This is a genomic window from Streptomyces sp. NBC_00775 (assembly GCF_036347135.1).
Classification (GTDB): domain Bacteria; phylum Actinomycetota; class Actinomycetes; order Streptomycetales; family Streptomycetaceae; genus Streptomyces; species Streptomyces lutosisoli.
In genome coordinates, this window is sequence record NZ_CP108938.1 from 10,896,577 (window position 1) to 10,916,581 (window position 20,005).

The 20,005-nt window shown below is 68.9% G+C and carries 22 protein-coding genes and 5 pseudogenes; 9 read left to right on the forward strand and 18 right to left on the reverse strand.

All coding sequences use genetic code 11. The features are described from left to right. Nucleotides 1–6: 6 nt before the first annotated feature. Nucleotides 7–2,268, forward strand: a complete 2,262-nt coding sequence (locus tag OIC96_RS48810) for a WD40 repeat domain-containing protein (RefSeq protein ID WP_330301656.1) — start codon at nt 7–9, stop codon at nt 2,266–2,268. 15 nt (nt 2,269–2,283) lie between these two features. Here OIC96_RS48810 and OIC96_RS48815 read toward each other — a convergent pair. From OIC96_RS48815 to OIC96_RS48830, 4 genes and pseudogenes are all read right to left on the reverse strand, one after another. Further along, a pseudogene (locus OIC96_RS48815) lies at nt 2,284–2,394 on the reverse strand (IS5/IS1182 family transposase); the annotation flags it as partial. Between the two features lie 273 nt (nt 2,395–2,667). Next, complete coding sequence (locus OIC96_RS48820) at nt 2,668–2,892, reverse strand: transposase (protein ID WP_330301655.1); 225 nt, start codon at nt 2,890–2,892, stop codon at nt 2,668–2,670. A gap of 242 nt (nt 2,893–3,134) precedes the next feature. Next, nucleotides 3,135–4,181, reverse strand: coding sequence for a calcium-binding protein (locus OIC96_RS48825; protein WP_330301654.1), 1,047 nt, complete (start codon nt 4,179–4,181; stop codon nt 3,135–3,137). 343 nt (nt 4,182–4,524) lie between these two features. Next, a pseudogene (locus tag OIC96_RS48830) lies at nt 4,525–5,238 on the reverse strand (fatty acid desaturase family protein); the annotation flags it as partial. A gap of 251 nt (nt 5,239–5,489) precedes the next feature. Between OIC96_RS48830 and OIC96_RS48835 the strand changes: the two are divergent. After that, entirely contained in the window at nt 5,490–7,070 is a 1,581-nt protein-coding gene (locus OIC96_RS48835; protein ID WP_330301653.1) for a hypothetical protein, read from the forward strand. A gap of 37 nt (nt 7,071–7,107) precedes the next feature. Here the strand turns inward: OIC96_RS48835 and OIC96_RS48840 are convergent, their stop codons facing one another. Further along, nucleotides 7,108–7,455: a hypothetical protein gene (locus OIC96_RS48840; RefSeq protein WP_330301652.1), complete on the reverse strand. Its 348-nt coding sequence runs from the start codon at nt 7,453–7,455 to the stop codon at nt 7,108–7,110. 171 nt (nt 7,456–7,626) lie between these two features. Between OIC96_RS48840 and OIC96_RS48845 the strand changes: the two genes are divergently transcribed. Continuing rightward, nucleotides 7,627–8,031 (forward strand): hypothetical protein, encoded by a 405-nt coding sequence (locus OIC96_RS48845; protein ID WP_330301651.1) that lies wholly within the window; start codon nt 7,627–7,629, stop codon nt 8,029–8,031. Here the strand turns inward: OIC96_RS48845 and OIC96_RS48850 are convergent. Continuing rightward, nucleotides 8,025–8,549, reverse strand: a complete 525-nt coding sequence (locus OIC96_RS48850) for an NUDIX domain-containing protein (RefSeq protein WP_330301650.1) — start codon at nt 8,547–8,549, stop codon at nt 8,025–8,027. The genes OIC96_RS48845 and OIC96_RS48850 overlap by 7 nt on opposite strands. A 99-nt stretch (nt 8,550–8,648) precedes the next feature. Here OIC96_RS48850 and OIC96_RS48855 point away from each other — a divergent pair. Then, nucleotides 8,649–9,101, forward strand: a pseudogene (locus OIC96_RS48855) (ATP-binding protein); the annotation flags it as partial. Nucleotides 9,102–9,209: 108 nt separating this feature from the next. Here OIC96_RS48855 and OIC96_RS48860 read toward each other — a convergent pair. Both OIC96_RS48860 and OIC96_RS48865 read right to left on the reverse strand, forming a co-directional pair. Beyond that, nucleotides 9,210–9,548, reverse strand: coding sequence for a hypothetical protein (locus OIC96_RS48860; RefSeq protein WP_330301649.1), 339 nt, complete (start codon nt 9,546–9,548; stop codon nt 9,210–9,212). Between the two features lie 44 nt (nt 9,549–9,592). Beyond that, complete coding sequence (locus OIC96_RS48865) at nt 9,593–10,105, reverse strand: hypothetical protein (protein WP_330301648.1); 513 nt, start codon at nt 10,103–10,105, stop codon at nt 9,593–9,595. A gap of 59 nt (nt 10,106–10,164) precedes the next feature. On the opposite strand from OIC96_RS48865, the gene OIC96_RS48870 reads away from it, so the two are divergent. After that, a complete protein-coding gene (locus tag OIC96_RS48870; RefSeq protein ID WP_330309928.1) occupies nt 10,165–11,079 on the forward strand; it encodes an MBL fold metallo-hydrolase in 915 nt (304 codons plus the stop codon). A gap of 183 nt (nt 11,080–11,262) precedes the next feature. Here OIC96_RS48870 and OIC96_RS48875 read toward each other — a convergent pair whose 3' ends face one another. Together OIC96_RS48875 and OIC96_RS48880 are read right to left on the reverse strand one after the other, a co-directional pair. Further along, the gene (locus OIC96_RS48875) at nt 11,263–12,054 is read right to left on the reverse strand and encodes a maleylpyruvate isomerase family mycothiol-dependent enzyme (protein ID WP_330301647.1); all 792 of its coding nucleotides are present in this window, start codon (nt 12,052–12,054) and stop codon (nt 11,263–11,265) included. 27 nt (nt 12,055–12,081) lie between these two features. Continuing rightward, nucleotides 12,082–12,978 (reverse strand): SDR family NAD(P)-dependent oxidoreductase, encoded by an 897-nt coding sequence (locus OIC96_RS48880; protein ID WP_330301646.1) that lies wholly within the window; start codon nt 12,976–12,978, stop codon nt 12,082–12,084. Between the two features lie 65 nt (nt 12,979–13,043). Between OIC96_RS48880 and OIC96_RS48885 the strand changes: the two genes are divergently transcribed. After that, entirely contained in the window at nt 13,044–13,475 is a 432-nt protein-coding gene (locus OIC96_RS48885) for a MarR family winged helix-turn-helix transcriptional regulator (protein ID WP_330301645.1), read from the forward strand. A 229-nt stretch (nt 13,476–13,704) separates the two neighbouring features. On the opposite strand, the pseudogene OIC96_RS50095 reads toward OIC96_RS48885, so the two are convergent. The 4 genes and pseudogenes from OIC96_RS50095 to OIC96_RS48910 all read right to left on the reverse strand — a co-directional run. Then, nucleotides 13,705–14,049: pseudogene (locus tag OIC96_RS50095) on the reverse strand (IS110 family transposase); the annotation flags it as partial. A gap of 323 nt (nt 14,050–14,372) precedes the next feature. Next, nucleotides 14,373–14,768, reverse strand: coding sequence for a hypothetical protein (locus tag OIC96_RS48900; protein WP_330301642.1), 396 nt, complete (start codon nt 14,766–14,768; stop codon nt 14,373–14,375). Nucleotides 14,769–14,846: 78 nt separating this feature from the next. Further along, the gene (locus OIC96_RS48905; RefSeq protein WP_330301641.1) at nt 14,847–15,437 is read right to left on the reverse strand and encodes an ExeA family protein; all 591 of its coding nucleotides are present in this window, start codon (nt 15,435–15,437) and stop codon (nt 14,847–14,849) included. Nucleotides 15,438–15,474: 37 nt separating this feature from the next. Then, nucleotides 15,475–15,879 (reverse strand): type II toxin-antitoxin system PemK/MazF family toxin, encoded by a 405-nt coding sequence (locus tag OIC96_RS48910; RefSeq protein ID WP_301987043.1) that lies wholly within the window; start codon nt 15,877–15,879, stop codon nt 15,475–15,477. 164 nt (nt 15,880–16,043) lie between these two features. Here OIC96_RS48910 and OIC96_RS48915 point away from each other — a divergent pair. Both OIC96_RS48915 and OIC96_RS48920 read left to right on the forward strand, forming a co-directional pair. Further along, nucleotides 16,044–17,239 (forward strand): annotated as a pseudogene (locus OIC96_RS48915) (IS701 family transposase). Between the two features lie 134 nt (nt 17,240–17,373). After that, nucleotides 17,374–17,835, forward strand: a complete 462-nt coding sequence (locus OIC96_RS48920; RefSeq protein ID WP_330301640.1) for a pyridoxamine 5'-phosphate oxidase family protein — start codon at nt 17,374–17,376, stop codon at nt 17,833–17,835. 60 nt (nt 17,836–17,895) lie between these two features. Here OIC96_RS48920 and OIC96_RS48925 read toward each other — a convergent pair whose 3' ends face one another. Genes OIC96_RS48925 through OIC96_RS48935 form a run of 3 tightly spaced genes read right to left on the reverse strand, consistent with a single transcriptional unit; the run spans nt 17,896 to nt 18,537 of the window. Further along, nucleotides 17,896–18,201 (reverse strand): AAA family ATPase, encoded by a 306-nt coding sequence (locus OIC96_RS48925; protein ID WP_330301639.1) that lies wholly within the window; start codon nt 18,199–18,201, stop codon nt 17,896–17,898. Beyond that, entirely contained in the window at nt 18,198–18,407 is a 210-nt protein-coding gene (locus OIC96_RS48930; protein WP_330301638.1) for a hypothetical protein, read from the reverse strand. Before OIC96_RS48930 ends, OIC96_RS48925 begins: the two co-directional genes overlap by 4 nt. Beyond that, a complete protein-coding gene (locus OIC96_RS48935) occupies nt 18,391–18,537 on the reverse strand; it encodes a hypothetical protein (RefSeq protein WP_330301637.1) in 147 nt (48 codons plus the stop codon). The genes OIC96_RS48930 and OIC96_RS48935 overlap by 17 nt, the downstream gene beginning before the upstream one ends. A gap of 45 nt (nt 18,538–18,582) precedes the next feature. On the opposite strand from OIC96_RS48935, the gene OIC96_RS48940 reads away from it, so the two are divergent. Next, complete coding sequence (locus tag OIC96_RS48940) at nt 18,583–18,732, forward strand: hypothetical protein (RefSeq protein ID WP_330301636.1); 150 nt, start codon at nt 18,583–18,585, stop codon at nt 18,730–18,732. A gap of 39 nt (nt 18,733–18,771) precedes the next feature. Here the strand turns inward: OIC96_RS48940 and OIC96_RS48945 are convergent, their stop codons facing one another. After that, nucleotides 18,772–19,995 carry an RNA-guided endonuclease InsQ/TnpB family protein gene (locus tag OIC96_RS48945; protein ID WP_330301635.1) on the reverse strand — a complete coding sequence of 408 codons (1,224 nt, stop codon included), beginning with the start codon at nt 19,993–19,995 and terminating at the stop codon, nt 18,772–18,774. Between the last annotated feature and the right edge of the window lie 10 nt (nt 19,996–20,005).

Consider the following 20,005-nt stretch of genomic DNA (forward strand, 5'->3'; position numbering starts at 1 on the left):
GATGGCTTGCAGGGTTGGTCCGACGGCCTGGGCGCCGAGGGTGCCGACGCCGAATCCGCCGCTGCGAACGCGGAGTTCCCCGATCCGGCGTTTATGGTGCACGCCGACCCCGAGGCGGTGCTCGAGCTGTTGGAAGCAGCCCCTGGGCCCGCCGGGCGGTTGGCGGCAGCGGTGTACCGGGCATCGGCGCACCTGCACCGGCAGGCGAGTCCGGGGGTGCGTCGGCAGATGCTGGCGCTGGACGCCGCGCGCTACGGGGCTCTGGGCCTGTCGGCGCGGATCACCGCCGTGCCGGTCGACGACGGTGCGGACAGCCGATGGGAGGTGGCCTGGGCCACCGGCAGCACGGTCGACCACCGGTTCCGTCAGGCTCTGATCGGCCACACCGAGCGCGTGCGCCAGGTGGCGACGGGGATGGTCGGGGGCCGCCCGATCGCCGTCACCTGCAGCAGCGACGACCGCACGGTGCGGGTGTGGGACCTGGCCACCGGGCACCCGGTCGGCGAACTCCTCACCGGCCAGGACGACGAGGTCTGCGCGGTGGCGACGGCAGTGGTGCGGGGCTGCCCGGTCGTCTTCGGCGGCAGCCGGGACGGAACCGTACGGATCTGGGACCTGACCACCGGACGCCCCGTCAGTACACCCCTCACGGGCCACACCGAAGTCGTCACAGAGGTGGCCACGGTGGTGTCGAACGGGCGCCCGCTCGGCATCAGCGGCAGCCGGGACGGGACCGTAAGGGTCTGGGACCTGACCACCGGCCAGCCGGTCGGCAAGCCCCTCACCGGCGGCCACGGCCCGGTGGAGGCGCTGGCGGCGGCGGTCGTGGACGGCCGCCCCGTCGCCGTCGCCGGCACCTGGGACGGGACGGTGCGGGTGTGGGACCCGGCCACCGGCCACCCGGTCGGCGAACCGCTCACCGGTCACAGCGACGGGGTGTGGGCCCTGGCCACCGGGGTGGTGGACGGTCGTGCGGTGGCTGTCAGCGGCAGCCGGGACAGGACCGTGCGGGTGTGGGACCTGACCACCGGGCGCCCGTTCGGCAAACCCCTCACCGGCGACCCCTACGGGGTGCAGGCGCTGGCCACCGGGTCGGTGCAGGGCCGTCCTGTCGCGGTCGGCGGTGGTCAGGACGGGATGGTGCGGGTGTGGGACCTGGCCACCGGCCGCCCCGTCGGCAGACCGATGGTCGGCCATGTCAACGGGGTGTGGGCGGCGGCCACCGCGGAGGTGAACGGTCGTCAGGTCGCTCTCACCGGCGGCAACGAGGACGGAGAAGTGCGCGTCTGGGACCTGACGCCCGGCCGCCCCGCCGGCGCCCCCCGCATTGGCCACACCGACGACGGACGAGCCGTGGCCGACGCGGTGGTGAACCGCCGCCCGGTCGCGGTCACCAGCAGCCGGGACGCGACCGTGCGGGTCTGGGACCTGGCCACCGGTCGGCCCGTCGGCAAGCCCGTCGTCCACCCCCAGGTCGTGGAGGCGCTGGCCACCGCCGTGGTGGACGGCTGCACGGTCGTCCTCACCAGTCGCTGGGACGGAACGGTGCGGATGTGGGACCTGGGCACCGGTGCACCCTTTGGACAACCTCTCGTCGGCCACACCGAGCCGGTGTGGTCACTGGCGACGACGGTGCTGGCCGGAACCCCGGTGGCCCTCGCCGGTGGCTGGGACGGAACGGTTTGGGTGTGGGACCTGACCACCGGACGCCCCGTCAGCCAGCCCCTCGCCGGCCACTACGGCGCGGTGGGGTCGGTGGCGACCGCAGTGGTGGGAGGTCGCCCGGTCGCGGTCACCGGGAGCTGGGACACGACGGTTCGGGTCTGGGACCTGACCACCGGACGCCCGGTCGGCGATCCGCTCACCGGCCGCATCGGCTTGGTCAGGGCGACGCCAATGGCGGTGGCGACCGCCGTGGTGGACGGTGACCCGGTCGCCGTCACCGGGAGCCGGGACGGGACAGTGCGCGTGTGGGACCTGACCACCGGCCGCGCCGTCTGTACCCTCCTCACCAGCCACACCGACGAGATACGAGCGGTGGCGACGGGAGTGGCCGACGGCCGTCCGATCGTTGCCAGCGGCAGCCGGAACGGGACCGTGTGGGTATGGGACCTGACCACAGGCCGTCCCACCGGACCTCCCTTGGCTTTCCCCGCGCCCGTCCATGCGGTGAGCCTCACCCAGGACAGCCGACTGCTGGTGGGCTTCGGTTGGGAGGTCGCGGTCCTGACCCCGGTGACGCAGCCATGCGGCGGGACGACGACCTGAACGCGATGCACCGTCGCATCGCAGGTGCCGGAGCGTGAGCAGGGCCTGGTGGCCTGGGGACAGGCGTCGCCATCGACTGCCGATCTCACGACGGCGCCGACGCAGGTGACGCGCCAGGAGCTGCAGGGTCGAACTGGATCACCATGCATGCCATCGCTGCACGGATAAGTGATTCGCGGCCGCCTCGGCAGCACCGACTCGATCACAGGCGGTGGCCGACATCACGAATTCAAGTTCAGTAGTGCGGTCCGGCATGAGAAGTGAGAGGCCTGCCCAGCGAAACATTCGATTACTAAAGTAATCCGCAATCAAATTCGACCCCGAATCGACCCCAACGCCCCAGCTGGATCTACATCATGGCCCTGACCTGCATAAATGTAATTGAACTAGAGTCAAGGCCTACAACCGCCAGTAGTGGTAGACCGTCTGCCATGGCGGCAGGTCATGCGGCAGCAGTCTCCAGGCACAGCCGGCCCGCAGCCAGTACGACCACGCGTTGAGAATCTCCCGCCGCGTGTGTTTCGCCGGCCGTCCACCGGGCCTGACCGCTGGAACCAGCGGACGGAGGATCTCCCACTCCGGATCGGACAGATCCGTCGAGTAACGGGTACGCAGCCCGCACACCCTAGCCCCCGAAAGTGCGCAACGACTCCGCTACCAGGCGACTTGCCCGCTGACAGGCTTTTCAGACGCCCTCTGGACGCCCGCAAGGCCCTGTGCGGGATCCTGTTCGTGCTGTCGATGAGTGCCCGAACAGGCTGAACACATCATCTGATCACCGAAGCGCACAGCAACGGAGTTCTCAGGATGTGCCGGATCCCGCCGCGGCCGATCCGCCTCGGTTGCTCATGGTGGTACTTGCCGGATCAGGGGCGTACATCGACGTAGTCGCCGGCGGCCTTGGCTGGGCCGGTGGTGGTGGTGCCGGTGAAGTTCCAACGCCAGTAGCCGTCCCTGACTGCCTTGACCGTGGTGCGCAGGGTGCCGGTGTTGCTGGTGTTCACCGTGGCCACCGTGGTGTAGGTGCTGCTGGCCTTCGGGCGGAACTGCAGTTTGACGGCTTGGCCCGCGTATCCCGCATACCGGTAGGTGTCCCAGTTGGCCCGCACGAGCTTGCCGGTGACGGTGATACGAGAGCCCTTGGCCACCGGTTCCGGTGAGGCGTTGACCGTGAGCCGCGCGGCACGCTTGAGGCTGAACGACCCGGCGCCGGGGGCAAAGACCGAATCGCCGTCGTTGGCGTCGACCAAGGCGTCAACCGACCATGTTCCCGCGTTGGCGTTGGCCAGGTCCACCGGATCGTCGCTACCCGGTGCCGGGTGGGCGTTGGCGGTGAATACCGTCGTGCATGCCGTCGCGCTCTCGCAGAACGCGTCGGTGGTGTAGAAACCGCCGTGCGGCCCCTTCAGATCCACATCGGCGAAAGACAGGCCGGAGTCGTCCGATCCGGTGACCGTGACCGGGAACACCACGTTGTGCGTGATACCCACGATGACGTCATGTCCGGAGTTGACGGTGGCACCGCTGACCACCGGGTCGCCGGGGGCGGCATCGGCCGAGGCGCCGGCCCCCGCCAGCAGAACGGCGACGGCCCCCACCACGACACTGCGGCTTGTCGCGCGACCGACGGGCTTGCGCCGTGGGGCATGTGCGGCGGCGATGGGTGGGGCGATGTCGCGCCCGCCGCTTTGTCTGTCGCCAGGTGGTGCGACGAAGCTGGTCATGAATCCTCCCAGGGATGACAGGCCCTTATGCCAACCAGCTCGCGAGCGAGGGCAGTTGGCGGCGAGCGGGGGAAACGGATGTGTGTCACTCCCTACGACTGCCGAACCGGCCCGATCGTTGCCCCCGGCCGCGTGGCAGGCGGTGTTCCGGCGGGCGAACGCGCGGTGCGCTTCGTTCGGGATCGGCATCGAGGTGCACCCGCATACTCTGCGGCACACCTATGCCGTGTACTTGCCGGGGTTGTTGCTGCGGCAGACGGTCCGGGCGCTGGGCCGCCGGCTGGACGGGCTGCTCTCGCACGCCGAACTGCGGCGGCTGCTGATCGGGGATCCGATGCGAACCCTCCAGTTGCAATTCGACTCCACACAACTCGGGGCAGGCCGCGGACTCTACGAAACTCGGGGCAGCTCAGGCTGCTCCGGATCCAGTGTCGTACGGTCTGATGTCGCGGCCGCCCGCCGTCCGCAACGGATCTCACCGAACCCGGTGGTGCCGCCGGTACGGCCGAGAGGTCTGAACCGATACCGGGAATCAGGCGGCGACGAGCTCCTGCTCGCGGTCCGGCGTTTTGACCTTGGGCTTCTTGTTCGGCAGTGAGAGCCGGAAGACCTTGTGCCACGCGGAGAAAACCTGCTTGGGCAGCGGGCCGGTGACGTACTCCAGCTCGTACTTCTCGAACAGCGCGCGCACCTTCACCGCGACCTCGGCGTACCGGTTGCTCGGCAGGTCCGGGAACAGGTGGTGCTCGATCTGGTGGGAGAGGTTGCCGGTCATGAAGTGCATGGCCTTGCTGCCGCTGATGTTCGCCGAGCCCATCATCTGGCGCAGGTACCACTGGCCGCGCGTCTCGCCCTTGATCGAGTGGCGCTCGAAGACCTGTACGCCCTCGGGGAAGTGCCCGCACATGATCACCGAGTGGGTCCAGACGTTGCGGACCAGGTTCGCGGTGAACGTGGCGGCGAGCGTGGTGAAAAACGACGGGCCCGACAGCAGCGGGTGGATCACGTAGTCCTTGAGCACCTGCTTGCGGATCTTGCGGCCCACGGCCTTGGCCCGCGCGCGGAACTCCGGGTTCCTGCGGCGGCGCTTGTGCAGGTTCTTGCCGAGCTCCAGGTCGTACGCTGCGATGCCGTACTCGAAGAAACAGGCGTTGATGAAGTTCCACAGCGGCTGGCCGAGGTGGAACGGGTGCCACCTCTGGTCCTCGTCGACGCGCATGATGCCGTAGCCGAGGTCGTTGTCCTTGAGCCGAAGCACGATGGTTGTCACATAGGCACGCTGGTTGTCACCGACGGCGTTGTGGGCGGTTGAGCCTGAGCGCGACAGGTCGACGACTGTGATCATCCGTGTCCGGCCTCCTAGACCACGTCACATCGTGCCCGGCAGCGCGGACACCTGAGCCCGGCTGGCCGCAACCATTTCCGCACCTCGCGGGTCACACCTGTGAAGCACGGCGGGCCGGGACCCTCCCGGCGCGCGGGGAAGGGTTCGGTCGGATGGCACGACGATCACGGGTACGCGCGGTCGCGACGGCGGCGGCGGGCGCGGTGGCGCTGGTGGCGGGGGTGTTCGGCACGGGTCCGGCCCGCGCCGACACGGCGGACGCCGCACGAGGGATGACGGTCCAGTTCGCCGAGCACGAGCTCTTCATCGGGACGGAGCCGGCGAGCGTGGACCTGTCCTACCGGTGGAAGGTGGCCGGCGGGGGCACGGCACACCACGTCCACCTGACCGTCGACCTGTCCGGAGTGGCCGACTTCGCCGAGCCGGCACCGTCGGAGCAGTGCAAGGGCAACCTCTGCACGCTGGACCTGGCGTCCGCCACCTCGGACTTCCACGCCATCACGCTGGTGCCGAAGCCCGGTGCGGCCGTCGGCAGCAGCGGCACCGTGACCGTCTCCGGCACGGCGTCGGACGCCACCGTCACCGGCGACCACCTCACCCTGACCAACGGCGCGACGCAGCTGAAGGTGAGCGCGTCCGCCGAGCAGCTGCACCAGGTGCCGGGCGACACGCTGACCTTCCCGCTCGACGTGTGGAACAACGGCCAACTCCCGGCGGCCAAGGGGGTGGAGCTGCGGATCGACACCACCGCCGGGCTGCACCTCCAGGGCTCCTGGGCCAACTGCCGCGACGTGCCCGCGAGCGACCGCGGGGGGCACATCGTGCGCGAGACCCTGTGCGACTTCCCCACCCCGGTGGAGCCCGGCCGGCAGTACGCGTTGTCGTCGCCGCTGCGCGTCAAGGTCGGCGACGAGGCCCTGCGCGACAAGATCTTCTACGAATTCACCCCGCTGACCAGCGCCGCCCCGGCGAACGGCCCCGGGACCCCGCTGACCCTGGTCCCGAGGGGCGCGATGCCGTCCGACGGGAACATCGACCCGTACTTCACCACCTACGTCAACAGCGTCAACCACGCCGACTTCGCCGTCACCGGGGACACCGTCACCGGGCGGCGCGGCGGTCACGCCACGCTGCACGCCACGGTGATCGACCGGGGGCCGGCGGTGGTGGAGGACCTCCTCGACGACGACGCCTTCCTCCCGGTCCTCGTCAAGCTGCCGCCGGGCACGAAGGCCACGAAGATTCCGGACAACTGCCAGCCGCCGCCCACGGACGACGGGTCGGACCCCGGCCCCCGGATGGGCCGGTCCTCCTACCAGTGTTACTTCGGCGACCCCGCCCCGGGGGACAGACACGTCCTGTCGTTCACCGTCGCTATCGGCCCCCGTACCCCGGCCGTCTCCACGGGCCAGGTCCGCACGCTGGAGGTCATGAAGGGGCTCGACCCCGACGCCTCCAACGACAGCGCGGCGCTGACCCTGCGGCTGGCGCAGGGCGGCTCCGCGGGCGGCGGCACGGCCGGCGGGTCCGCGGGCGGCGGCACGCCCGGCGGGTCCGGCTCCGGCGGCGCGGCCGGAGCGTCCGGCTCCGTTTCGGGCGGCCCTTCCGCAGGGTCCGGACCGCTGGCCGACACCGGATTCGGCGGCGGCTGGATCGTCTGGGCGGCCGGCGCGCTGTTGCTGGCCGGTGGTGTGGCCGTAGCGCTCTCCCGACGGTCCCGCGGCGGGAACTGACACGTCGTCCGGGGGTCCGGAGGGGCCCCCGGACGGGTCAGGGACGGAAGCCGTCGGTGACGGTCGCAGCAGCAGCCGCGCCCGCGACTGCGCACGCGACGGCATGCTCTACGCCGACCCAATGCAGTCCGGCACCGGGATCGGGGCTGTGGTCCCCGAGGGCTGGAGCGCGCTCGGCTTCACATCGCCCGGAGCCGGCCTCACTCAGTTCCCGGCACTGTGGATGGTTGGCCAGGAACCGGAAGGTCACCCGCTCCCGGATGCCGTCGGCCTTCACCAACTGCACCCGGCCCAGGTGCGGTTCGCGCCGCTCGACCGTCCACTCCGTCCCGTCCAGCACCAGCCCGGCGCCCGGGGAAAGGTCCAGCACCGCCGCCGCGGTCACCGGCCCGTCCCCCTGGCGGGCATCACGACCGAGCGGTCCTGAAGCGGGCCGGCCAGGTCGACTCCCAGCTGCCGGGACCACAGCAGGTGCAGCAGCTGGGCCCGGGCGACCGGCTCGCAGCCCGTTTGCGGGCAGGTCCGGTCTGGATTTGGGTGGCGGCTGGACGAGGCGGTGGGCGGTCTCGTGGCGGGCGGGGACGATGCGTCGTGCTCGGTGCACGACCTCGTACAGGAGGCGGTGCTCACGAGCGACCCGATGCGGCACTTCACCTGGCGTCGGGACCAACGGCATCGTCCTGGCCTGCAGTTCCTGACCAGCACCGGCCGTCACCACGGCGCGGAGAGCCTGGAGGAGAGCCGGGTGCTGCTGGCCCTGGACTTCGCCGGCGACGTGGTCGACGTCGTTTCGCAAAGCACCCTTGTTCTCGCCTTGACCAGCCAGATCACACGCCTGAAGAAGCAGCACCGAGAAGAAGTACAGGCCCTGCGGGACGCATTGGAGCAGGCCCACGGCGAGAACCTCGACCTCCGACGCGAACTCGCACGCCGCGGCGGGCCCACGCCACCCCCTCAGTGACGGCCCATTTGACCAGCCATCCAAGCCGCGTGCTTACGGATTCGGGCCACGTCATCGGGAAAGTAGCTCTCCCAGCCCTCGTCCAAGCGCATCCAGGCCACCGGCTGCCCGGCCTCCGCGACGAACGGCGTCGCCACATCAAGGACCGCGGCATACGACAACCCCAACGTGACCGGCCAGTCCGGGTGAAACGAACGAACTGCGACCGCCGCCGGCTCAGACAGCAACTCCGGCTGAAGCCCCGCCTCTTCGAAAAGTTCCCGGCTCGCACCCTCACGCGGTGTCTCTCCGGCCTCGACCTTTCCACCCGGCGGAACCCAGCCCCGCCAACGGTGCTTCACCAACACCACCCGGGCAAGATCCTCGTCGAATACCCAGACCTCGGCAGCAAGCGGCTCCATCGGCCCCTGCCTGGCAGAAGCCAGCCACTGGCGAGCCCCGTCGAACTCCGCCACCGCCCGCTGGGAATCAACTACTGCCGCCTCGAAGACCCGCTCGTCGACCATGTTCCGACTCATCGGGACAACATATGGGGACGCACTGACATCGCAGCTCTGTCACTTCAATCTCATGAACGTCACACGCTGCGGTGACATGCCGAAGCTCGCGGCAAACCGTTGATAACGCCCGGCGTCGGCAAGACCCACATCGCCGTCGGCCTGGCTGTCGCGGCCTGCCGGGCTGGCTTCACCATCTACTTCACCAGCCTCGACGACATGGTCCGCCAGCTCAAAGAGGCCGACTCCATCGGCCGGTTGCCTGCCAAGATGCGGCTCTACCAGCGGCCCGACGTCCTCGTGGTCGACGAGGTCGGCTACCTCCCGCTTGACCGCGCCGAGGCCAACCTCGTCTTCCAACTGATCTCGAGACGCTACGAAAAGGGCTCGATCATCCTGACCTCGAACAAGACCTTCGGCGAGTGGGGCCAGGTCTTCGGCGACGAGGTCCTGGCCACCGCGATCCTTGACCGCCTTCTGCACCACTGCGTAGTCGTCTCGATCAATGGCAACAGCTACCGGCTCCGCAACAAGCTCTTCGCGATCGACGGCGGCGACGCAGCGACCGCCTGAACCTGCGGGTTCACCCCACTCGGCCGGGTCGAGGGCTGACGCCCTCGACCCGGCCAAAACTTCGTACACACCTCTGCACATGAGCCCGTACTTCGCTCTGCAGATGAGCTAGTACGCCGACAAGGGGTGGGCGGAGTAGTCGTCAAGCGCAACACCACCGTGCTCAAGTAGCAGCGCGACCAGTTGGTGAATCTCTGTGGTGCCGTCGATGCGCCCGGAGATGTCGATCTGCACTGCCCAGCCGGGGTGGTGTCCGACAGCCGCTTCAAGGACTGCAACCTCGTCGGGATCCCAGTCGGAGAAGAGGTGCCCGGATTCCGCATCGTCGATGTCGATGTAGAGGTTGCCGTCCAGGCTCCACGGATCACGCTGCTGTGGCAGGTGCTGATTGAGCGAGGCGACGGTCTCAGCTCGCTCACCTGCAGGGAAGACAAACACGCTGCGCACGGGGTGGAGCGTAGGCGGTGCAGGTTCGCGGTGACCACGGATATTCAGGGCAGGTGCGGGTCCGTCGACGTAGTGATGCGGACGGCGACGTCAGCGAAGGTAGTCAGGCCGAGGTCGACGGCGGTGCGCCGGCGGTTGTCGAGCTGGGCGAGTTTGGCGTTTGCAGCAGCCAGGCTGACCTTGAGCCCCTCGGCCTCGCCGCCCCAGTCTTCGCGTTCAGCCTCGGCGATGCGGGCGATCAGGCTGTCGCAGATGTTGATCAGCCGTGGCCGCTGGGCCGGGTCTGCCCGTAGTAGCGGGCATCGAATGCAGCCGTGCTCGTGAATGCAGCTGGTGCCGTAGGCTCGCCCACAGTCGCCGAGCGCGACCTTGCGGCGTTCGAAGTGGCCGAGGAATTCTTCCCATTCCTCGTCCGTCGGGGACCGGTATTCGGTGGAGGGCCGCTGGTCACGGCGGCGGGCGAGGTAGGCACCCCTAGTTCGCGGTGGCGACCTCGTCTCCAGGGCCTGCGCGCGGATGTAGTTGCGGTCCAGCCGGGCGGCGACGGCGCAGACCATGTGGCTCAGGGTCCCGGGTAGTATTCCTGCCGCCCGCCAGCGAAGATGCTCGCGTGAAGATGCCGATCGGGCGGCCGAGTCTGCGGCCCTACCTGCCGTACAAGCAGCGCCCCGCCACTGGCAGTGACGGGCTGACCGCACACTTCCTGGGCACCAGCTCGGTGCTGCTGTCGGACGGGCAGACCCGCGTGCTCAGCGACGGGTTCGTCACCCGGCCGGAGATGCTGCGAGTCGGCGTGGGCAAGATCGCTCCCGACCGCGCGCTGGTCCGGTCCGCCATCGACCGGCTGCACGTGGATGACCTGGCCGCGGTGGTGTGCGCGCACTCCCACTACGACCACGCCCTGGACGCACCGGTGTGGGCGTTGGAGACCGGCGCGGAGCTGGTCGGCTCGCCGTCCACCGCCAACATCGGGCGCGGCCTGGGCGTGCCCGAGCCACAGCTGCGGGTGGTCGGCGACGGCGACACCCTCACCTACGGCAGCTTCGAGCTGACGTTTCTGGACTCCGTGCACAGCCCCGGCGATCGCTACCCCGGCACCGTCGATGAGCCGCTGGTCCCTCCGGCCCGTGCCCGTGCGTGGAAGACCGGCACCGCCTACTCCGTGCTCATCAACCACCCCCGCGGGCGTCTGCTGCTGCACGCCAGTGCCAACTGCCGCCCCGGCGCCCTGCGCGGCCGCCACGCCGACGTCATCTACCTGGGCATCGGCAGCCTGGGCAACCAGACCCCACGGTTCCTGCACACCTACTGGGACGAGGTCGTGCTCGCGACCGGAGCCCAACGGGTCATCCTGGTGCACTGGGACGACTTCTTCACCGGCCTCGACCAGCCCCTGCGCCCCATGCCCTACTTGCTCGATCGCCTCGACATCACCATGAGCCGGCTGCTTCCCTTGGCCCGCCGGGACGGCATCGACGTCGTCCTGCCCGTCACCTGGCAACCAAGCGAACCACTCATCGGCCTCGGATGAACGCGGCGCCTCAGCCTCCTCGTCAGTCGAACTCACCGCTCCTCGTCGTCCTCGTCGGGCGTGGCCGGGCGGGCCCGGCGCGCCGAGCGGGACGGGGCTTCTGCACGGTGAGCCGCCGGTTCATCTGCCGCCGATCGCTGCGGGGCGGCACCACGTCCTTCTGGCCGCTCGAGCAGGGTCGGCTCAGAACGCTGAGTTGGCGAACCAGCGGTCCAGCAGGGCGGGGTTCCCCTGGCGTTCGAAGCGGTCGTCCATCGGGTCCAGTCGGCCGTAGAGCAAGAGCAGGAGGTCGGCCGCGGCGCCGCGGAGGGTGGCGTCGACGGCGGTCTCCCGGCCAGGGCCATCCGTTGCGATGCCGAAGCGGTCCGGCTGAAGACGGACCAGCCAGTCGCCTTCGCCGTCGATGCAGCGGAAGCGGATGGTCTGGCCGGTCCCGCGCAGGTGCGCCGTGTTCGGCGCGAAGAAGGCCGCAAAAGGCAGGTTGACCAGGAACTCGTCCACACCGTCCACCGCCAGCGCGCGGTCGACCATCGGCCGCCGTCCGAGGGCGAGCTCGGCGTCCACCCGGTGCACCAGCGTCTCGTACAACATCCGGCGGGCCCAGAACCGGGCGTGCTGGTCGGCCCCCCAGGCCCACATCGGGGTGTCCGGGGCGGTGGCCGCGAACGCCCCGGCGGCCTCGACCGCGCTCGCGGCCAGCCAGTCGGGATAGTCCTCCGGCCGCGGCGGGAGCTGTAGGTCCACGTCCCTGCTCGTCGGCGGCTGCTGGATCTCCTTTCGCAACAGCACGGCGAACCAGCGCTGCACACTGCCGGTGTGCTTTACCAGATCGGCCAGGTTCCATCCGGGACAGGACGGGACAGGGGTCGTCGGATCGGCGCCCTGGACCGCGGCCACGAACGCGGCGGTCTCGGCCGCGACGGACGCCCGGTGGTCGACCGCCGTCGTGGGATGTGCCGGTCGGTGTGTACTCATGATTGGTCGTCCTCCTGGGTTGCGGGGTCAGGCGACCCAGCTGCCGGTCAGGGCCAGGACGGATGAGCCGTCGAGGTCGCCGAGCTTGGTGCCGGCGAAGGTGCGGGCCGCCTCCGAGGTCTGGATCCGGAAGGCGGGCCGGTCACCGCTGAGCGCCTCGATGATCGGTGCGGCGGCGTCCGCCGGGGGCTGTGCGGCGTTGGCGAAAGTGTTCCGGGTCCGCTCGAGGTAGGCGCGCAGAGCGGGCGCGTACGGACCTGCGGCATCGATCACGGCCGGATCGAAGCCTACGTTGCTGACGAACTCGCTCGCCACCGCGCCCGGTTCGACCACGGTGACGCTCACTCCGGTGGTCGCGGCGACCGGCGCGAGCGACTCCATGAAACCCTCGACCGCGAACTTGGCGGCGCAGTACGCCTCATTGAACGGCTGGCCGACGACGCCGCCGACGCTGGTGACGGTCACCACCCGCCCACCGGTCGCGCGCAGGTGCGGCAGTGCGGCCTTGGTGACGTGCAGCACACCGAAGAAGTTGACCTCCAGTACCTGGCGGACGTCGGTGATCGTCTCTTGTTCGAGGGTGCCCACGTGCCCGGCCCCCGCGTTGTTGACCACGGCGTCGAGGCGCCCGTGGTCGGCGATCACGCCTGCGACGGCGGCCTCCACGGAGTCCGGGTCGGTGACGTCCAGCTGCCGTACCTGGATCCGTCCGGCCACTCCGGCCGCGTCGGCGGCGGCGAGCAGGGCATCGGCCCGGGAGGTGTCGCGCATGGTCGCGACGGTGTTCCAGCCGGCCTGGGCCGCGGCGACGGCAGCGGCCAGGCCGATGCCCGAGGAGGTGCCGGTGATCAGGACGGTTTTCTCTGGAGCCGGGGTTCCGGTGGTCATCTCGGTCTCACTCCCACAATAGTTATGGTTGACCACTAATATGTTCCATAACTATGGTGACCCATATCTGTCACTGTCAAGCCAATGGCTAGAGTGGAGCGATGTCCTACCGACCGGATGACGTCACCCGCCAGATCGTCGCCCTGTTCGCCGCGATCAACCGCCGGTACGCCCGGGAGTCGGAACAGGCGGCGGCCGAGCACGAGCTCACCCCGCTGCAGGCCAAGGCGCTGCTCGCGGCAGAGGAGCCGGTACCCATGCGCCGGATCGCCGAGTATCTGCACGCCGAGCCGTCCAACGTCACCACGATCATTGACCGCCTGGAGGGTCGCGGACTGGTCGAGCGGCACCCCGCGCCCGACGACCGCCGGGTCAAGCTGGTCGCCGCCACCGAGACCGGCCTGCGCGTGGCTGCCGATCTGCGGACCCGGATGCCGTTCGCCTCCCGGCCGCTCCACGCCCTGGACGACCGACAGCGCGAGGCGCTGCGCGACCTGCTCCAACTCGTGGCAGGTTCCGAGTCGCCGAACTGACACCGCCCGGCGGCGCGGAGGACGCGGGCAGGGGTGGATCCGACTGAGCTTGTCCTACGTTTCTAGCGCGGGCCCACGCCGGTCATTCGTAGGATCGGTGAGCCCGAGGACTCCGGGTATGGCAGTGAGCTTGTCGCCGCTCGATGGCTGAAAAGACTTGGCCGCCCGGAGTCCGTGACGGTCGAAACCGCTCATACGAAAATGAATCGTTCTCGCAGGTGAGGGTGTGTCACGTGGCCTCCAGGGACTGGAGGGTGACCTGGAAGCCGAGGTGGTTGAGCTGGCTGACCAGGCGACGGGTGGCGCGGATCTTGCCGGTGCGTTCCAGGAAGTAGTTGCCGCCGAGGTCGGCGTAGGGGACGTCGTGGGTGAACATGTGCCAGGCGGCGATGAGGATGGAGTGCTGGAGGGCGACCAGGGCTCGCTTCTTGCCGCGGCGGGCCGCGAGGCGTCGGAAGCGGGCGGCGAGGTACGTGTCCTCGGCGCGGGTAGCGGAGATGGCGGCCTGCCCGAGGACGCCCTTGAGTCACGGGTCACCGTCGCGTGCCCGTCCTGAAGTGCTCTTGCCGGCGGACCGCGCCGGCTGCTCAGCATCGCTTCCGCCAGCACCGCCACCCCCGCGGGACGCGCCCGAATTGAGGAGACCCTGCTGCCCCTCATCGCCTCCGGAGCCCCGATACCCAGCACGGGATGCGACGGCGGCCACACCCTGGCACGCGCTTTCATCGCCGCAACCACCGGTGCCAGCCTCGGTCAGGTTGTTGCCCGGCGTTGAAAATGCGGACGGATGCTGCGTTCACGGTGCCGACGAGCGGTGATGGCGACGCCCCGCCGGTGGGTGTTCCGGCGGGGCGATCGTCGGCAAGATGTCGTTTTCGTCGGCAAGGTGCCGGTGGTTCAAGGCTGCGCGATGCGTGAATCGTCAGGCGGCAGGGCTGTCTGGGACCTGCCCGCCGTCCTGGCAACTGTGCGATGCAAGGGGAGCAAGAACGCAACGACGAACAAGCCGAAGAGGGTGATGGGCGACAGCCAGCCGAGTCGCGCGGGGTCATCCTGCAGCCAGTGCCGGTTGCCCCACCAGTTCGCGAAGACGTCCGTCACCATCACGACGCTTGCCAGCCAGACTCCTTCCCGCCGCACGAGTCCCACCAGCACGGCAACCAGCGGATCTAGGATCGCCAAGCTCACGAAGAACACCTGCAGGGGAACCTGAGGAAACCACGCATAGGCATGGATGCCGTCACGGACCAGATCAAGAATGTGGACGTAGGATCCTTCGAGGAATCCGATCAAATACCCCGCGAGAACCCATCTCGCCCACAATGGCTGTCCGCTCCATCGTTCCCGCAGCTCACACCCCATCCGGCCACCCTAATCGCCGACCACCTCGCTCACGGAGGCGCGGGCGGCGGCCTCGTCGACGAGGTTCTTGCCGGTGGCGAACGCGGCGACGAGGGACTGCAGGGCGAGGTTGTTGACCGCCCGCGGATAGCCGCGCGAGGTGGTGTGGATCAGCGAGAGGGCGTCCTCGGTGAACAGCTGGTCCAGACGGCCTGCGATCTTCAGATGGTGGCCGCCGTAGCTGGTCGTCTCGTTCGAGGTCATGCCCGGCATCGTGTAACGCAGGGCGGTCCGCTGCTCGAGGGCCGCCAGGACGGCCAGATTCATCGTCCGCCTCAAGGTGGGCTGTCCGACGAGCAGGCAGGCCAGCGGCGAGTCCTGGTCCATGCCCTGGTTGGTCAGCATCCGCACGGTTTCCAGCTGTTCGTAGGACAGCAGATGGGCCTCGTCCAGGACCAGGACGGGGGTGCGTCCGCGCTCTTCTCGCTCGGAGAGCAGGGCCTTGGCGGTCTGGACGGCCAGACGCGAGCCCAGTACTCCAGCCGTAGATCGTGATCTCGATGGTGAGGGGCGCCGAGGAGACAGGTGGTCAGTGTCGATCATCTGGACGAGATCGACCACGCCACCGAGGGTGTCCGTTCCTTCTCCGCCTACCCGACTACTCAAGTCCACCGAGACGGAGGGCGTCCCTTAATGCGCTGAGCTTCTCGGTCGTCGCCGGGGTCCGCTCCTTCGCCTGTCCAGCGAGTCGGAGGGCATCCTCAATCTCGTTGAGTTTCGCGTAGGGCAGGGCGCCCGCCCGCTCGATCAGGTCATCCCGGGACACGGTGGTCAGCCACGTGCAAGGGGTAAAGCCCGGACATGGGAACGCGAACCGCAGCACGCCTTCAAAGGGCAGTCCTTCCATCGCGCCTACTGCCACTTCGACGCCCAGACCGCTGATGTCGACGCCCGCCGGAGCCACGACCTGCATCACCCGGATCCCGGACGCGTCGCCTTCCGACAGCAGTACGACCGGCCGCCGCTCGTCGAACTCGACCCACCAGACTTCGCCACGTTGCACATGTCCTCCTGACACAGGACCGCATGCGGACGCTGCACGACCCTGACGCGCTCTGGAGACGGGTGCGGCCACGTTGATCATCGGTGTGTGAAGACAAACGATCACGCGGTGGCCGCAATCACAGCGTAGACCCTGCCCGCTGGCAGGAGGCGTTCGATGGCCTGATGAGCCGGATAGCCGGGCGGTTCGCGCGGGTCGAACCCCGCCTCCGGGCCAAGCGCTTGGTGCTGGGCCTGCTGTCGGATCTGCCGCGCAAGAACTGCTGGACGATCGCAGAGTGGGCCGGGGAGGCCACCCCGCACGGCATGCAGCATCTGCTGTGCAGGGCCGCCTGGGATGCCGAGGCCGTCCGTGACGACGTACGCGAATACGTCGTCGAGCACCTCCACGACGAGGCCGCAGTGCTGGTCGTCGACGAGACCGGCGACGTGAAGAAGGGCACACGCACCGTCGGGGTCCAGCGCCAATACACCGGCACCGCCGGGCGGATCGAGAACTCCCAGGTCGCCGTCTACCTCGTCTACGCCGGCGAGCGCGGGCACGCGGCGGTGGACCGAGAGCTGTACATCCCGCGCTCCTGGACCTGCGATCCGGACCGCTGCCGGGCCGCGGGGCTCAGCGAGGACACCGTCTTCGCGACCAAGCCGGAACTGGCCCGGGTGATGATCGAACGGTTCCTGGACACTGGACACCGCGTCGGCTGGGTCACGGGTGACGAGGTCTATGGCGGCAACCCGAAACTGCGATCCGCGCTGGAAAAACGCGGCATCGGCTACGTCCTCGCAGTGGCCTGCTCAGCCCAAATGACCACCGGAGCCGACACGTTCCGCGCCGATGCGCTGGTGAAGAAGGTGCCGAAGCGGGCCTGGCAGAAGCTCTCGGCCGGACGCGGCGCGAAGGGACAGCGGTTCTACGACTGGGCCGTCATCGACCTCGCCGAGGCGGCACCGGGCCACCACCAGTTGCTGATCCGTCGCAACCGCACCACCGGTGAACTCGCCTATTACCGCTGTCACTCCACCACGTCGGCATCCCTGGCCACCCTGGTCAAGGTCGCAGGTTCCAGATGGCGGGTGGAGGAAACCTTCCAAAGTGAGAAGGGGCTGGCCGGACTGGATGAGCGCCAGGTCCGCCGCTACGCGTCCTGGGCCCGCTGGGTCACCCTCGCGATGCTGGCCCATGCCGTCCGCGCCGACGAACACGCACACCGCCCCACGCCGGCCAACCTGATCCCGCTGACCTGTTCATCAGTGTTGTTGTCCGGCCCGCTCACGACCCGGCCCACCGGCTCAGCTGGTCCGCCTGGCGACGCAGCCACCAGGCGCGATCACGAGCCAGCCACTACCGGAGACAAGCGTGACTGAGCACTTCAGCTGGCCACCCTGAGCACCGTAGTCGGTCGCCCCTAGCCAAAAGCTGAGGGGTTCATCGGTCGCTGGGAGTAGGTCCTGCGCCTCAGGCGCGCTTCGCCCCTGCTGGCTAGGGTCGGTCCGCATGGAGACCACGGGAATCGTTCGCCGCCAGACGGCGGAGCGTATGCGCGACGCTCTGGAGCGGCTCGTTAGCGAGCGGGATGTATGGGTGTCGACGGCTCACCCTGATCACGGGCCGCACCAGGTGCCGCTGTGGTTCTTGTGGGATGGACGAGCAGTGTGGATGTGCACCAGCGCCACTTCCGTGACTGCGCGGAACGTCCGCAAAGAGCCGCGCGTGCGCCTGGCGCTACCGGACACCTTCGACGTGGTGCTCCTCCAGGGGGAGGCGGAGTGCTTCCCGGACCAGGAGGTGCCCGGAAGCGCAGCGGAGGCCTTCGCCGACAAGTTCGGGTGGGATCCACGCGTGGAAGAGGGTTCCTTTCTGTATGTACGCGTGGCCCCGAGGACTGTGCGTGCTTGGCGCGGCGAGCCGGAACTACGCAGGAGAGTCATCATGCGCGACGGAATGTGGCTGGAATAACGGCCGTCCCTCGCCGACGCGCCTCTTTCGGATCACGATCTACAGCTGGAGTACCAGGTGTTAGGGGGTCTGACCGAAGGAGTTGACGATCTCCTCGTGGATGCCGCGGACCCCGATCATCGGGTTGGGAATGTAGATGACGGAGTACTTCGACGGGTCGAGGGTGTCCAGGCAGGTGCGGACGGAGACGGTCTTGCCGGCGCCGACCTCGCCGGTGACGACGCCGATGGAGCGTTCGGCGATGCACCAGGAGATGCGGGCGACGGCCTGGTTGTGGGAGTCGTGCCGGTGCAGCATGCCGGGCGCCAGGTTGCGGCCAAAGGGCATGCGCTCGAACCCGTAGTGGGCCTGCAGTTTCTCAATCATGTGGATTCTCCGGGAAGTTCGCGGGTGGGGACAGGCGCCGGCTGTTCGGTGGCCAGTTCCAGCGAGACGGTGATCCAGTCGACGGCGGTGTCGAAGCCGAACTGGTCCGCCAGCGCCTGGTCGACGCTTTCGTCGCAGGCTTCGAAGAAGCCGTGCAGCTCGGCCAGGAACACCGAAAGCCCGGCTGGATCAAGGGGCTTCGGCATCACTGGCCGCGTCGGTCGACTGGGGACTGGTGGGCCCGTCCCAGCCCAGGGCCGCATAGTCGATCTTGCCGCCGAGGTGGTTGGAGTGGGCGTTGTCGACCAGTCCGAGGTAGTCGATCCCGGTGGTCACCCTGGGCTCCTCGGCCGGGACCTCGGGCCGGGCCTTGGGGTGGGAATGCCGGTTGATCTGGAACGGCTCGGCGGTGCCCGCGTCCTGGCCGTCGACGCGGACCCGCAGGAAGGTCAGGTCGAACGGGTCGAAGACCAGCTCGACCTTGCGGCCGACCAGTTGCGGGTCGACCTGTTGACTTGCTCCTCGGGCTGAAGCCCGAGGATTCTGGCCTTCTCGTCCGTTGCTGTGCCGCTACGCGGCACGGGGTTCGGGAGAGAATCCTTGGCTTCCTGTTTCGTCGCGCTGTGCCAGGACGAGTCCTGGTCTGACCTGCGCTCCACAGGCTGCAACCGCCAGTCCGGCGGCCGTTTTCACGTTCTTCGCGGCGTTGTGGTCCCGGTCATGGACCGCACCGCACGCGGCACAGGTCCATTCCCGGACATTCAGGGGCTTGGGTCCGTCCTTGGCCCCGCAGGCCGAGCAGGTCTGGGAGGTCGGCTCGAACCGGCCGATCTTCACCACAGTCCGGCCGTACCGGGCCGCCTTGTACTCCAGCATGGTCACGAACGCCGACCATCCGGCGTCGTGGACACTCTTGGCCAGTCTGGTGCGCGCGAGTCCTTTGACCGCTAGGTCTTCCACGCCGATCGCTTGGTTGTCGCGGATCAGCTGGGTGGAGAGCTGGTGGTGGAATTCTTTGCGCGCGTCGGTCACCTTCGCGTGGGCGCGGGCGACCTTGAGGCGGGCCTTCTCGCGGTTCTTGCTGCCTTTCTGCTTGCGGGACAACTCCCGCTGGGCCTTCTTGAGTTTCTTCTCCGCGCGGCGCAGGAACCTGGGGGAGTCGATCTTCGTGCCGTCGGACAGGACCGCGAAGTGGGTGAGGCCGAGGTCGATGCCGACCATCTGGTGGGTGTCGGGCATCCGGGTGGCGTCGGTGTGCGGGTCGGTGTCGATGACGAAGGAGGCGAAGTACCGCCCGGCCGCGTCCTTGATCACGGTGACCGAGCTGGGCTGGGAGGGCAGAGTCCGTGACCACTTCACCGGCACGGCCCCGATCTTCGGCAGGTTCAGCCGCCCGTTGTCGGTGATCGACCAGCGGGCGTTGGCCGTGAAGCGGATCGACTGCCGCCTGTCCTTGCGGGACTTGAAGCGGGGCGCACCCGTCTTCGCGCCCCGGCGCTCGCCCTTGAGGGAGGCGAAGAAGTTCTTGTAGGCGGCCTCCACATCGCGCAGCGCCTGCTGGAGCACCACCGAGGAGACCTCACCCAGCCAGGCCCGTGAAGCGGTCTGCTTCGCAGCGGTGATCAACTTCTTGGACAGCTCGCCGGCCGCTGGGAAGGCCTCGCCCGCTGTCCGGGCGTCCTCGCGGGCGCGCACGGCGTCGTTGAACACGACGCGGGCGCACCCGAACGCCCTCACCAGGGCTGCGCGTTGGCCGGAGTCCGGGTACAGGCGGAAGCTGTACCGAAGCTGCATGACCGCCACG

Coding starts and splice junctions, on each gene's coding strand:
- OIC96_RS48825 (WP_330301654.1), bottom strand. CDS start 4,181: ATGCCGATCCCGAACGAAGCGCACCGCGCGTTCGCCCGCCGGAACACC.
- OIC96_RS48835 (WP_330301653.1), top strand. CDS start 5,490: ATGGCACGACGATCACGGGTACGCGCGGTCGCGACGGCGGCGGCGGGC.
- OIC96_RS48850 (WP_330301650.1), bottom strand. CDS start 8,549: ATGAGTCGGAACATGGTCGACGAGCGGGTCTTCGAGGCGGCAGTAGTT.
- OIC96_RS48865 (WP_330301648.1), bottom strand. CDS start 10,105: ATGGTCTGCGCCGTCGCCGCCCGGCTGGACCGCAACTACATCCGCGCG.
- OIC96_RS48870 (WP_330309928.1), top strand. CDS start 10,165: ATGCCGATCGGGCGGCCGAGTCTGCGGCCCTACCTGCCGTACAAGCAG.
- OIC96_RS48875 (WP_330301647.1), bottom strand. CDS start 12,054: ATGAGTACACACCGACCGGCACATCCCACGACGGCGGTCGACCACCGG.
- OIC96_RS48885 (WP_330301645.1), top strand. CDS start 13,044: ATGTCCTACCGACCGGATGACGTCACCCGCCAGATCGTCGCCCTGTTC.
- OIC96_RS48920 (WP_330301640.1), top strand. CDS start 17,374: ATGGAGACCACGGGAATCGTTCGCCGCCAGACGGCGGAGCGTATGCGC.
- OIC96_RS48925 (WP_330301639.1), bottom strand. CDS start 18,201: ATGATTGAGAAACTGCAGGCCCACTACGGGTTCGAGCGCATGCCCTTT.
- OIC96_RS48930 (WP_330301638.1), bottom strand. CDS start 18,407: ATGCCGAAGCCCCTTGATCCAGCCGGGCTTTCGGTGTTCCTGGCCGAG.
- OIC96_RS48940 (WP_330301636.1), top strand. CDS start 18,583: ATGCCGGTTGATCTGGAACGGCTCGGCGGTGCCCGCGTCCTGGCCGTC.
- OIC96_RS48945 (WP_330301635.1), bottom strand. CDS start 19,995: ATGCAGCTTCGGTACAGCTTCCGCCTGTACCCGGACTCCGGCCAACGC.